12 protein-coding genes are annotated in these 12448 nt (G+C 65.1%); 10 read left to right on the top strand and 2 right to left on the bottom strand.

All coding sequences use genetic code 11. The annotated features are described in order from the left end of the window. Positions 1–2: 2 nt before the first annotated feature. The 6 genes from ACSBM8_RS13285 to ACSBM8_RS13260 all read left to right on the top strand — a co-directional run bounded on the left by ACSBM8_RS13285 (position 3) and on the right by ACSBM8_RS13260 (position 4917). Positions 3–773, top strand: coding sequence for a PP2C family protein-serine/threonine phosphatase (locus tag ACSBM8_RS13285; RefSeq protein ID WP_442678487.1), 771 nt, complete (start codon positions 3–5; stop codon positions 771–773). A 33-nt stretch (positions 774–806) separates the two neighbouring features. After that, a complete protein-coding gene (locus ACSBM8_RS13280) occupies positions 807–1214 on the top strand; it encodes a C40 family peptidase (protein WP_442678486.1) in 408 nt (135 codons plus the stop codon). Beyond that, positions 1211–1633 (top strand): hypothetical protein, encoded by a 423-nt coding sequence (locus tag ACSBM8_RS13275; protein ID WP_442678485.1) that lies wholly within the window; start codon positions 1211–1213, stop codon positions 1631–1633. Before ACSBM8_RS13280 ends, ACSBM8_RS13275 begins: the two co-directional genes overlap by 4 nt. Before the next feature lie 22 nt (positions 1634–1655). After that, positions 1656–2153 (top strand): hypothetical protein, encoded by a 498-nt coding sequence (locus ACSBM8_RS13270; protein ID WP_442678484.1) that lies wholly within the window; start codon positions 1656–1658, stop codon positions 2151–2153. Between the two features lie 72 nt (positions 2154–2225). Then, positions 2226–3341, top strand: a complete 1116-nt coding sequence (locus ACSBM8_RS13265; RefSeq protein ID WP_442678483.1) for a helix-turn-helix domain-containing protein — start codon at positions 2226–2228, stop codon at positions 3339–3341. A gap of 76 nt (positions 3342–3417) precedes the next feature. Next, on the top strand, positions 3418–4917 hold the full coding sequence (locus ACSBM8_RS13260) for a S41 family peptidase (protein WP_442678482.1): 1500 nt from the start codon (positions 3418–3420) through the stop codon (positions 4915–4917). A 16-nt stretch (positions 4918–4933) separates the two neighbouring features. Here ACSBM8_RS13260 and ACSBM8_RS13255 read toward each other — a convergent pair whose 3' ends face one another. Together ACSBM8_RS13255 and ACSBM8_RS13250 are read right to left on the bottom strand one after the other, a co-directional pair. Beyond that, positions 4934–6070, bottom strand: coding sequence for a DUF1963 domain-containing protein (locus tag ACSBM8_RS13255; RefSeq protein WP_442678481.1), 1137 nt, complete (start codon positions 6068–6070; stop codon positions 4934–4936). An 86-nt stretch (positions 6071–6156) separates the two neighbouring features. After that, the gene (locus tag ACSBM8_RS13250; RefSeq protein ID WP_442678480.1) at positions 6157–8055 is read right to left on the bottom strand and encodes a ribonucleoside-diphosphate reductase subunit alpha; all 1899 of its coding nucleotides are present in this window, start codon (positions 8053–8055) and stop codon (positions 6157–6159) included. Positions 8056–8484: 429 nt separating this feature from the next. On the opposite strand from ACSBM8_RS13250, the gene ACSBM8_RS13245 reads away from it, so the two are divergent. The 4 genes from ACSBM8_RS13245 (at position 8485) to ACSBM8_RS13230 (ending at position 12428) form a co-directional block, all read left to right on the top strand. After that, positions 8485–8772 carry a GIY-YIG nuclease family protein gene (locus ACSBM8_RS13245; protein ID WP_442678479.1) on the top strand — a complete coding sequence of 96 codons (288 nt, stop codon included), beginning with the start codon at positions 8485–8487 and terminating at the stop codon, positions 8770–8772. Between the two features lie 128 nt (positions 8773–8900). After that, on the top strand, positions 8901–10421 hold the full coding sequence (locus ACSBM8_RS13240) for a fumarate hydratase (RefSeq protein ID WP_442678478.1): 1521 nt from the start codon (positions 8901–8903) through the stop codon (positions 10419–10421). 114 nt (positions 10422–10535) lie between these two features. Continuing rightward, positions 10536–11699 (top strand): MBL fold metallo-hydrolase, encoded by a 1164-nt coding sequence (locus ACSBM8_RS13235; RefSeq protein ID WP_442678477.1) that lies wholly within the window; start codon positions 10536–10538, stop codon positions 11697–11699. A 99-nt stretch (positions 11700–11798) separates the two neighbouring features. Further along, positions 11799–12428, top strand: coding sequence for a DUF1287 domain-containing protein (locus ACSBM8_RS13230; RefSeq protein ID WP_442678476.1), 630 nt, complete (start codon positions 11799–11801; stop codon positions 12426–12428). Positions 12429–12448: the final 20 nt, after the last annotated feature.

The following is a 12448-nucleotide window of genomic DNA, read 5'->3' as shown; positions in this document are numbered from 1 at the left end:
CGATGCCGGGCTTCAGCTTCGAAACGGCCGAGCGAACGCATGTCGGCTGCGTGCGCAAGCTGAACGAGGACCGCGTGCTCAGCCGTCCGGAGGTCGGGCTGTGGGCCGTGGCCGACGGCATGGGCGGGCATCAGGCGGGCGATCTGGCCTCCAGCATGATCGTCGATGCGCTCAGTTCGATCGAGCTCCTGGGCACGGGCTATGCCTTCCTGGACGAGGTCCAGGAGAGCGTCCAGCGGGTCAATCGGACGTTGGTGTCGCATGCGCGCCTGTCGCGTCCGGGCACGGTGATCGGATCGACGCTGGTCGCGCTGCTGATCTACGATGGGCATTTCGCCTGCCTGTGGGCGGGGGATAGCCGGGTCTATCTGCTCCGCGATGGACGCCTTAACCAGATCACGCGCGATCACAGCATGGTGCAGGAGCTGATCGATTCCGGGGCGCTGCAGCGCGCCGATGCGCCTTATTATGGACGCTCCAACGTCATCACCCGCGCCGTCGGCGTGAATGATCGGCTGGCGCTGGATATTGCCAGCGGGCCGATCCAGGAAGGGGATGTCTTCCTGCTGTGTTCGGACGGGCTGACCGGGATGATGGACGACGACGAGATCGAGGCGGTGCTGAAGGCGCGCACGGCCGACGATGCGGCCGATCATCTGCTGAAGGTGACGCTGGATCGCGGGGCAAAGGACAATGTCAGTCTGGTCCTGGTGCATGTCGAACCATCGGTGGACGATACCTTGCGGACCGCGCGGCGGACGTTGCTGGCCTAAGCCTTAGAGGACGTCGCGAAACAGGAGCGGGCAATGCAGGCAGAGGGACTGGGACAGCCGGAAATCGTCACCGCGGCGACGAAGGTCGCGGAGGAGGCGGCCGGGCAGCCCTATACCTGGGGCGGGCATAGCACGAAGGGGTTCGATTGTTCGGGCTTCGTCATCTACGTGCTGCGCCAGGCCAAGCCCGATGCAGGCTTCGCGTTCATGACGGCGGCGCAGATTTTCGACGACCGGCGCTTCCAGAGCGCGACGCCGCCGCCGCAGCCAGGCGACCTGATCTGCTTTCCCAAAGGCACCGGCATGACGCACGATCATGTCGGCATCGTCACCGACGCAGGCCATTGGATCGGCTCCCAAAGCAGCACCGGCGTTGCCAGCGTGTCCTTCACCAATCCCTGGTGGTCCAAGAAGACGCATTATTTCCTGAGGCTGAAATGAAAGCGATCGCGATCCTGGCAGCAAGCGTGCTGCTGTCCGCCGGCGCCTGCAGCGCGGCGGGCAAACCTTACTGGCTGAAGACCTGGTCGTTCGGCGAGATCAGCGGGTCGAAGGAGGCGAAAGCGGGCGTGACGCAGACCGGCGCCACCCAGCTGGGGCTGGAACCGGATCGGGTGATCGATCCCCTTTATGAAGGCTGCCCGGCGGGCGCGAATTACGACGACATCAAGCATCGCAGCCGTGCCGAACTGGCCCGCCATTTCGGGACGTCCTGGCGCTTCCCGGCGACGCTCGATGCGCCGGCAAGCGTCGCCGGCTGGATCCGCTGCAAGGGTGTAAATGTCGCACCGGTCGCCTTCGTAAACCCCAGCCTGGGCTATCGCTTCTTCGAAGAGGGCATCGTGATCACGCTGCATTGAGATGGCCTATCGCGGCGACAGGATGAATAGCAGGCGGTGGCGATGCGCATGCCTTGCCGGTGTCGCGGTGACGATCGGCCTGATCGCAGCCCCGGTGGTGGCGGCGCTCAAGATAGCCGGAATATCCGCACAGCTGTTTCTGCGCGACACGGGCAAGCTCTCCCCCGATCTGCTGCAGACGTCCGATCTGCTCGGCAACGCCGTAACCAGCGGCGACTCCGTTCTGGTCGTGATCACGATTACGGACGGGGGCGACGATCGCTTGCCCGCGCCGGAGCGTGTGCGGCTGGTTGCGATCGAGGAGGCGCCCGCCTTTGCGGTGAGCGGCACCCATCGCCCTGCACGACGGCTGCTGGATCGCACCGCAGCGGTGGCGCACGTTCCGACGGGCGAAAGCACGCATGTCGGCTTTTGGCTGGACCGTGTCGGCTGCGCGCCGATCCGCCTCACGGCCTCACTGGAGGGCGGGGGGCGGGGCACATCCAGGCAGGAAGTGATCGGGTTCCAATGCTACGAATAGTGGAACCTGTCGGGCGGTAATCCCGCCTGCGAATAGGCTGGGCGCAGCGAATAAGCGGATTAAGATCAGCCGATGGCATCGCAACAGCTGGTCTTCGGATGGCGCACGGCGCTGCTGCTGTTTGCGAGCGTGCAGATGGTCGCGGTCGCGGTGGCCTTGTGGCGGCCGCTGGCAAACCGCGTCGCGAACCGGCTGCTGTCAGGCCTGTTGGTCGTGCTGGTCGGCGTGATGACCCCGTATCTGATCGGCTTTGCCGGTTTCTACGATCGTTTCCCCTGGCTGTCCTTCGCTCCGTTCGCGGTGCCGCTGGCGATCGGACCGCTGCTCTACGGCTATGCCCACGCGATCGCCTTCGGCGCGGTGCCGGGCCGGATCCGGCTGCATCTGGTGCCGGCGGCGGTACAGTTCCTGTATCAGGCCATCGTGTTCGTACAGCCGTTGCCGGCCAAGAATGCGTGGGACGCGCATGGCACGCCATTCGTCGATCCCGTGCTGACATTGGCCCTGATCGTGAGCCTGGGCAGCTATGGTTTTGCCAGCTTGAGGATGCTGCGCCTGTATCGCGCAGAGCTTGCCCAGCAGCGCAGCGATGACGATCGGCTGAGCGCGCGCTGGCTCACGCGCACAGTGCTGGCGCTGCTCGTGATCCTGATTGTCTCGCTCGGTTATGAGGGCTGGAACCGGCTCGTGGCGCCGCTCGATTATTTCGGCGATGTGGGCCGCTACCTCGCGATTGCCGGGGTCGGCTGTTATCTGGCGGTGGAGGGCTGGCGTCATGCGGATGTGCCCCTCGCCCGCTTGCCCGAGCGGGGCGAACCGGAGATTGTGACCCCGGCACGCGATTGGCGGGCGGTCGGTGAGGCATGGGCTGGCCAGGTTCGTGGCGGGCAATGGCATCGCGACCCCGAATTGTCGCTGACGCGGCTGGCAAGGCTATTGGGAACGAACAGCACGCATCTGTCGCGCGCGCTCAATGAGGGGCTGGGTGTCAATTTCTCGACCTTCATCGCCCGGCTGCGGTGTGAAGATGTCGCGGCGGCCCTGCGATCCGGCGATCGGGCGGACCTCCTCGCGCTCGCGCTGGATGCGGGGTTCGGATCCAAGGCGACATTCAACCGGGCGTTCCGCGCCGAATTCGGACAGTCGCCATCCGCTTATCGGCAACGGCACGGCTCAAATCCGAAATAGTCGCAGACCACCGGATTCTGAGGCGCGCCGCTTGCCAGGGCGCGCAAGAGACGGGCTGATATCGGAGCCCGTTCATATGTCCTCTTTTCCGTCACGCCGTGCGGTGCTGCGCGGCGCCGCAATGATCGGCACCCACGCAATGATGGGCCGTGCCGGCGCAGCGCAGTTGCCGAACGGCGATTTTAGCGGCGACGCCGAATTGCTGGCGCGCGCTTATGGTGCGCTCCATCCGGGTCTGTATCGCTATAATAGCCCGTCGCAGATGGGCGCGCGGTTCCTGGCGCTGCGCCAGACGCTGGCGGCGCGCCCGACGCTCAGCGACGCGTATCTGGCCCTGGCACGCTGTACGGCGGCGGTCCGGTGCGGCCACAGCTATCCCAATTTCTACAATCAGAGCGATGCGGTGCAGCGCGGCCTGTTCGATCGGCCCGACAAACTGCCATTCCTGTTTCGCTGGATCGGCGATCGGATGATCGTCACGCGCGATGTCTCGCAACCGCCGCTTCCGCCCGGCACGGAGGTCCGCGCGATCGAAGGCGTGCCGGCGGGACGATTGCTGCGCGGCCTGATGCCGTATGCCCGCGCGGATGGGCATAATGATGCCAAGCGTCGCCGGATCCTCGAAGTGGAAGCGATCGATCGCTTCCAGGCGTTCGACATCTACGCGCCGATGCTGTGGCCCGCTATGTTTGCCCGGAGGGCGATGCGGATCACCGCGACGCTGCCCGACGGCCGGTCGCTGCGCCGTGACGTCGCGCTGATAACCTTGGCCCAGCGGCAGGCGGCGGTGCCGCCAATCGATGCCCAGCCGCGCGACGCGATATTGTGGTCCTTGGATCGCAAGCCGGGCGGGGTCGCTTGTCTGACCATGCGCTCGTGGAGCGTCTATAATGGCAGATGGGACTGGGCATCCTGGCTCGAGGCGCGGCTGGACGAGATCGTATCGGATGGGACGCGCACGTTGATCGTCGATCTGCGCGGCAATGAAGGCGGGCTGGATTGCGGCAATGCCATCCTGGCGCGGTTGGTCGATCGGCCACTGACGCCGCTGCGCATGGTGGCACGCGTACGGGCGCGCCGTGTGCCGGAGGATATCCGTCCGCACGTCGATACGTGGGACAAAAGCTTCTATGATTGGGGCGATAGGGTGCGGGGGCCGCAACGGGACGGGTTTTTCGCGCTGGCGGCGGATGCGGACGACGCCTATGGCGGGTTGACCATCCATCCCGCCGGGCGGCGCTTTCGCGGCACGCTGATCGTGCTGACTGATGCCAGCAATAGCTCCGCCACGTTCGGCTTTGCGCAGCTGGTCAAGGCCAGCCGATTGGGATTGTTGATCGGCGAACCCACGGGCGGCAACCGCCGCGGCATCAACGGCGGCGCCTTTCTGTTCCTGCGGCTGCCGGCATCGGGGATCGAGGCGGACCTTCCGCTGATCGGCTATTTCCCCAGCGGCGATCAGCCGGATGCGGGCATCCTCCCCGACATATGCGTTGAGGAAAGCGCTGCCGATATCGCCGCCGGCTTCGACCGGACCATGGCGGTGGCGTTGCGCCGCGCGCGATCGCTGGCCTGAGCCAAGCCGGCGTGGATCAGCTCTGTTCGTACACCGCCCAGGCGCGATCGAACCGGCCAGCCGCCAGATCTTCGGCACGGACGAGGATATTGAGCGCACCGGGCAGCCCGTTTCCGATCGGTTCGTCCGGGCCGAGCTGGAACAGCAGGCGCCAGGCTGCGGCGTCTTCCAGCAGGCGCCGTGCCTCCGGCGATTTCCATGCGTCGGACATGCCCGCATCGATCCCGTTTGCGGCAAGGGCGGCGGTGCCGGCCATGCTCGACTGGATTTCGCGCGGCCAGCCGCCAAGCTGATGCGCGCCCGCAGCGCCGTCTCCCGGCCAGCCTGCCACGTTCGAGAGCCAATCCTGAACCATCGACAGATCCTCGTCCGAGAGGGCGAATGGCGGCGCGGCGGTGCCGTAGGGCGCTGCAATCGTGACCGCCGGGCTCGTCCTAACGCGTGCCGGCATCAGCATGGCATTCAGGTCCGTCAGAGCGGCAAGCGCAGCCGGTATGTCGGTACGGACCAACGCCTCGGTTGCTGACGCGTCATGCAAGACATGCAGGCCGATGCGCGAGCTGGGTGCATAAGACGGGGGAAGCAGCAGCAGATCGTAGAACAGATAGAGCCGCCCGGTTCGCGGCAAAGCGGGATCGAAGCCCTCTTCCAGCGCCAAGGCGGCGAGATCGAACTGGGCCAGGAAGGCGAGGGGGAAATGGGTTGCGGCGGCGGCGGACTTGGCAAGCGCCTCGCGGGCCACCACGGCGCAATCCTTCGCCGTGAAGCCGAAGAAGGCGGCGTCCAGATCGGCGCCATCGACATCCAGCGTCTTCATGAAGGCCAGCGTGTCGGCCTTCTGCTGGGCATTCGCGGCGAGCAGGGCCGCGCCCTGTTCGGCATCCATCCATGGCGGTACGATCCCGGCATCGGCGTGGAAGCGGGCGGCATGGTCGAGCGCTTCCCGCGCCAGCGCGCCGCCATCATCGTAAGGCGGGCGTTCGGGCCAGGCCATGCCGGGCGGCAGATCGGGCCGCCCGCCGATCTTGGTCGCGCCGATCGGGATGGTCGCCTCGTCCGCCGGCTCGGCCGCGAGCAATAGCGCCGGGCAGGCCGATGGCAGCAGTTGCCGGATGGCCGCCGAAGAGAGACCCGCTTCCGCGAGCGACGCCATCAGGCGCTCCGTGGTCGCCGGCCACCCGGCGTTTTCCGTCTGCATTGCTGCCCTTAACCGTAAGCCCGATCAGCCGATCCAGGCTTTTATTGGCAGGCCAGGCACTCGTCATAATCCTTCGCTTCGACCTCGATCTGGCGAAGCTGCGGCGTGTTGTCGGCCTCGACGCCGCCGGCGAAACCGGCGCGCTGGATCGACTTGGAGCGAAGATAGTAAAGCGACTTGATGCCCAGCTCCCACGCCCGGAAGTGGAGCATCAGCAAGTCCCACTTCTCGACGTCGGCTGGGATGAACAGATTCAGCGACTGAGCCTGATCGATATAGGGCGTGCGATCGGCGGCGAGTTCGATCAGCCAGCGCTGGTCGATCTCGAAGCTGGTCTTGAAGACATCCTTTTCCTCGGTGGTGAGGAAATCGAGATGCTGGACCGAGCCGCCCTGCTCGAGGATCGTGTTCCACACCGCGTCGCTGTTCTTGCTCTTCTCGATCAGCAGCTTCTCCAGATAGGGATTCTTGATCGAGAAGCTGCCCGACAAAGTCTTGTGGGTGTAGATGTTGGCCGGGATCGGCTCGATGCAGGCGCTGGTGCCGCCGCAGATGATGCTGATCGACGCGGTCGGCGCGATGGCGGTCTTGCAGCTGAACCGCTCCATCACGCCCATGTCGGCGGCGTCGGGGCAGGGGCCACGTTCGACCGCCAACTGCATCGACGCTTCGTTAACCTGCGCCTGGATGTGCTTGAAGATGCGCATGTTCCAGCTCTTGGCCATGGCGCCTTCGAACGGCAGGTTGCGCGCCTGCAGGAACGAATGGAAGCCCATCACGCCGAGGCCGACGGAGCGTTCGCGCGACGCGGAGTAGCGCGCGCGCTCCATGCCGGGTTCGGCGCGGTCGATGAAGTCCTGCAGGACATTGTCGAGGAAGCGCATCACGTCCTCGACGAAGCCCTTCTCATCCTTCCACTCGTCCCACGTCTCCAGGCTGAGCGACGACAGGCAGCAGACCGCGGTGCGCGCTTCGCCATGCTGGTCGCGCCCGGTCGGCAACGTGATTTCCGAGCAGAGGTTCGAGGTCGAGACCTTCAGGCCGGCATCGCGATGATGCTTGGGCATGGCGCGATTCACGGTGTCGGCGAAGACGATATAGGGTTCGCCGGTGGCCAAACGGGTCTCGACCAGTTTCTGGAAGAGCGAGCGGGCATCGACCTCGCCGCGCTTGGAGCCGTCCTTGGGCGACTTGAGATCGAAGCTGGTGCCGTTGCGCACGGCCTCCATGAACTCGTCGGTCAGCAGCACGCCATGGTGGAGGTTGAGTGCCTTGCGGTTGAAGTCGCCCGAGGGTTTGCGGATTTCGAGAAATTCCTCGATCTCGGGATGGGCAACGTCGAGATAGACCGCCGCCGATCCGCGCCGCAGCGAGCCTTGGCTGATGGCGAGCGTGAGGCTGTCCATGACGCGCACGAACGGGATGATGCCGCTGGTCTTGCCGTTGAGGCCGACCGGCTCGCCGATGCCGCGCACCGAACCCCAATAGGTGCCGATGCCGCCGCCGCGCGAGGCGAGCCAGACATTCTCGTTCCACGTGTCGACGATGCCGTTGAGGCTGTCGTCGACCGAGTTGAGGAAGCAGGAGATGGGCAGGCCGCGGCCGGTGCCGCCGTTGGACAGAACCGGCGTGGCGGGCATGAACCACAGGCGCGAGATATAATCGTAGACGCGCTGGGCATGCGCCTGATCGTCGGCATAAGCCGAGGCGACGCGCACGAACAGATCCTGATAGCTTTCGCCCGGCAGCAGATAGCGGTCGCGCAGCGTGTCCTTGCCGAACTCGGTCAGCAGCGCGTCGCGCGAATGATCGACATCAAGCGGAAACGGCTTGTCGCGCCGCTTGCTGCCGGTGGCGGCAGGCTCAGCCGGCGCATTTTCCGCGGCGTCCAGCAGGGTGGCCATATCGTTCGCTTCCCGTTCTTCGCTCGAAAAGTCCATCGCCCGTCCCCTATCTCGTTCCTGTTCGACTCAGAGGGCGCTGCCCCAGATGCTAAGCGCATCGCCAGAGGGGGCAAGGATCGAGGTCGCGCAAACCCGTTCCATCCCCATGTTCATAGGGCGGGTGCTTCCGGAACCGATATGGTGATCGCCCCGGTATTTCTCAATCTGATGCCGGGCCCCCTGGGGTCGACACCACGGATAGTGTCACTACCGACTCTGGCGCACAAGATGTTTAATTTGTCGCAAGGCGGATTGTGCGCTTGACGCGCTTCAAAGGGTCAGTTTTTCGGCGGGTCGCGGCTGCGAAGTAGACGTCGGCCCGGCGAAGCCCGGGGCCGCTGGAAGTTGTGATGCCCTGTGGAGATTGTTGCGACGTTTCGGTAATTCGCAGCGGCCCCGGCCTCCGCCGGGGCGGCGGAATTGGGTATGCGGGGCGGCTATACGTACATCGTCACGAACAAGCCGTTTGGTGTTTTGTATGTCGGGGTGACGGCCGATATCGCCGAACGGGTGTTGGCGCACCGGGAGGGCCGGGGGTCGGCATTCTGTCGCCGATGGGATCTCAAACGGCTCGTTCTTATTGAGCCGCATCCAACGATCGAGGATGCAATCCTGCGCGAGAAGGCGTTGAAGAATTGGACGCGGGCGTGGAAGCTGCGGCTGATTTCTGAGGCTAATCCGCATTGGGACGATCTGTTCGAGACGCTCAACTGATAGCCGTCGCCCCGGCGGAGGCCGGGGCCGCTAGAGGTTGTAAATAATGTTTCGATAACCTCGAGCGGCCCCGGCCTCCGCCGGGGCGACGCTTTAAATATTGACGATCCCCGATTAGGAGGCACCGCATGACCACCATCATCCGCGAAGCCGATCTGATCGAGAGCGTCGCCGACGCGCTCCAATATATCTCTTATTATCACCCGATGGATTATATCCGCGCGCTGGGCGTGGCCTATGACGCGGAACAGTCGCCGGCCGCTAAGGACGCGATCGCGCAGATCCTGACGAACAGCCGGATGTGCGCCGAAGGCCATCGCCCGATCTGCCAGGATACCGGCATCGTCACGGTGTTCGTGAAGTGGGGGCAGGACTGCCGGCTGGAGAGCAGCCGATCGCTGCAGGCGGTGATCGATGAAGGCGTGCGGCGTGCCTATCTCCATCCGGAGAACCGGCTGCGCGCCTCCATCCTCGCCGATCCGGCGTTCGGTCGGGTCAACACCAAGGACAATACGCCGAGCGTGCTGCACGTCGAGATGGTGCCGGGGCACCATGTCGAGGTGACGGTCGCGGCCAAGGGCGGCGGGAGCGAGAATAAGTCCAAGTTCAAGATGATGAATCCATCGGATTCGATCGTCGACTGGGTGCTGGAGACGGTGCCGCAGATGGGTGCGGGTTGGTGTCCGCCCGGCATGCTCGGAATCGGCATTGGCGGGACCGCCGAAAAGGCGATGTTGCTCGCCAAGGAATCGCTGATGGGCGATATCGACATGGCGCAGCTGCGCCAGCGCGGACCCGCCAACAAGATCGAGGAACTGCGGATCGAATTGTTCGAGAAGGTCAATGCGCTCGGCATCGGCGCGCAGGGGCTGGGCGGGCTCTCGACCGTGCTCGACGTCAAGATCCTCGACTGGCCGACGCATGCCGCGTCCAAGCCGATCGCGATGATCCCAAATTGTGCGGCGACGCGCCACGCGCACTTCCACCTCGATGGGTCCGGCCCCGCTTATCTCGAGCCGCCGAGCCTCGACGAATGGCCGAAGGTGGAATGGACGCCAAGTAAGGAGTCGATCCGCGTCGATCTCAATAATTTGACGCCCGATATTGTCGCGAGCTGGAAGCCGGGCGACCGGCTGTTGCTCAACGGCAAGATGCTGACCGGGCGCGACGCCGCCCACAAGCGTATCGCCGACATGCTGGCGAAGGGCGAAGAGCTGCCGGTCGAGTTTGCCGGACGGGTTATCTATTATGTCGGCCCGGTCGATCCGGTGCGTGACGAAGTTGTCGGACCCGCCGGACCCACCACCGCGACGCGGATGGACAAGTTCACCAAGATGATGCTCGATCAGGGTTTGCTGGCGATGGTCGGCAAGGCCGAACGCGGCCCGGCAGCGATCGAGGCAATCCGCGACGCGAAGAGCGCCTATCTGATGGCGGTCGGCGGTGCGGCGTATCTGGTGGCCCGCGCGATCAAGGGCGCCAAGGTCGTCGGGTTCGCCGATCTTGGCATGGAAGCGATCTACGAATTCGACGTCAAGGACATGCCCGTCACGGTTGCGGTCGATGCGCAGGGCGTGAGCGTGCACCATACGGCACCGCTGGTGTGGCGCGAAAAGATCGCCCGGGAGAGGTTGCTGGAGCAGGTGTAGCGGCGGCGGCTGGCGATGCCTCCGCTGACCCCTGGAGATAGAGGCCATCCCTCCTTATCCTGAACAGGCGCGAGGGATTGCTCCGCGCCGTGCGGCCGTTAAGGCATTGTGGCGATGAGGCAGGCGACGATGCGGATGTGGGGCGTGATCTGGAGGGGGCTGCTGGGTGCGCTGATCGCGCTGCTGCTCGTGCCCGCCATCGTCCCGCCCTTCCTGGATCGCATCTATTATCGCGGGCCCGCAAGCGCGCATTTCAACGGGCAGCGCTTCTTCAATCCCGAGGGCGAACAAGGGACAGGCGGAGCGCAGAACCGGACGCCATGGGAAATGGCATGGCGCACGTCGATGATGAAAGAGCCGGCGCCCTGGCCAAGGCATGTTCCCACCAGACCCGGCTATCCCGCGGCGGCGGGCGTGGCCTGCCCGGTCAAACCTGCCCATGTGACCGAGAATTGGGCACGTTGCGTCGACCGGGTCGATCCACGGCGCATGTTCGTGACTTGGATCGGCCATTCGACGGTGCTGGTGCAGGCGGGCGGGATCAACATCCTGACCGATCCGATCTACGCGGAGCGGGCAGGGCCATGGGGGCTGTTCGGGCCGAAGCGCGTGCGCAATCCCGGCATCGCGCTGGACGATCTGCCGCATATCGATCTGATCCTGGTGAGCCACAACCATTGGGATCATATGGATCTGCCGACGCTCAAGCGGCTGTGGGCGCGTGATCGCCCGCTGATCGTCACGGGCCTGGGCAATGACGCTATCCTTAAGAGCGCCGGCGTCCCCGCGATCGCGCGCGACTGGGGTGGCACGGTCAATGTACGCCCTGGCATCACGGTCACGATCGAGCGCGCCCATCATTGGAGCTCGCGCTGGTGGAAGGACAAGGATCGCGCCTTATGGTCGGGGTTCGCCGTGACCTTGCCAGGCGGCAACCTTTATTATGCGGGCGATACGGGGCCGGGCGACGGAACGTGGGTGACGGCCGCCGCGAAGGACGGTCCTTACCGGCTCGCCTTAATTCCGATCGGCGCCTTCCAGCCGCATGAGCCGATGAGCGGCAACCATATCGATCCGGTGGAGGCGGTAAGCGCCTTCCAGAAGCTGGGCGCGGCTTATGCGTTGGGGGTACATTGGGGCACGTTCAAGCTGTCGAGCGAGGGCCTGTACGATCCGCCGAACCTGCTTCATGCGACGACGGACCGGCGCGGCATTGCGCGCGGGCGGTTCCGCGCGATCGAGGTGGGCAAGAATTGGGAAATCCCCGCCCTGCGATAAAGCCAGCGGCGCGCCGGCCCGATGGGATCGACCGTTGCCTGTTGGCAGTGCCATCGACTTTAGGATAGCGTCGATATCGCGCGGAGCGAAGGGGAAGGGATGAACAGGATAGAGCGGCTCGATCCGGGATTGGACGTCGGTTCCTTCTCCCGCCGGGCTCTGCTGTCCGGTCTGCTCTGCGCGCCGCTGGCGCAGCTCACGGCAACGCCCAACCCGCGCCGCGCCGGAGCGTTGATCGCTGCCGCGCGTCGGCAGGTCGGCGTGACGCTCAGCTATGATCCCGGCTATACCAGACTGGCCTTTCCGGGCGGGGATGTGCCCCGCGTCAAGGGCGTCTGCACCGATGTCGTCATCCGCGCTTATCGGGACGCATTCGCGCTCGACTTGCAGGCCTTGGTCAATGCCGACATGCGGCGGGCGTTCGCGGCCTATCCGCAGCGTTGGGGGCTGCGGCGGCCCGATAGCAATATCGATCACCGGCGCGTGCCGAACCTGGCGACCTTCTTCGGGCGTCAGCATTCACGTTTGCCGATCCCGCAGGACCGGAACGATTGGCAGCCAGGGGATATCTTCACGAGCCTGATTGACGGCCGCCTCCCGCATACGGGCATCGTATCGGATCGTGGACCGGCCTATGTCATCCACAATATCGGCAATGGCGCGCGCGAGGAGCCGGCGCTATTCCGCTATCCGCTGACGGGGCGCTTCCGCTGGAACCTCAGCGCCTGAGTCACCCGCGGAACCCGTCT

Origin of the sequence: Sphingomonas sp. ASY06-1R (assembly GCF_052180265.1) — a bacterium.
GTDB lineage: Bacteria > Pseudomonadota > Alphaproteobacteria > Sphingomonadales > Sphingomonadaceae > Sphingomonas_I.
This window is presented reverse-complemented; position numbering and strand designations above follow the sequence as displayed.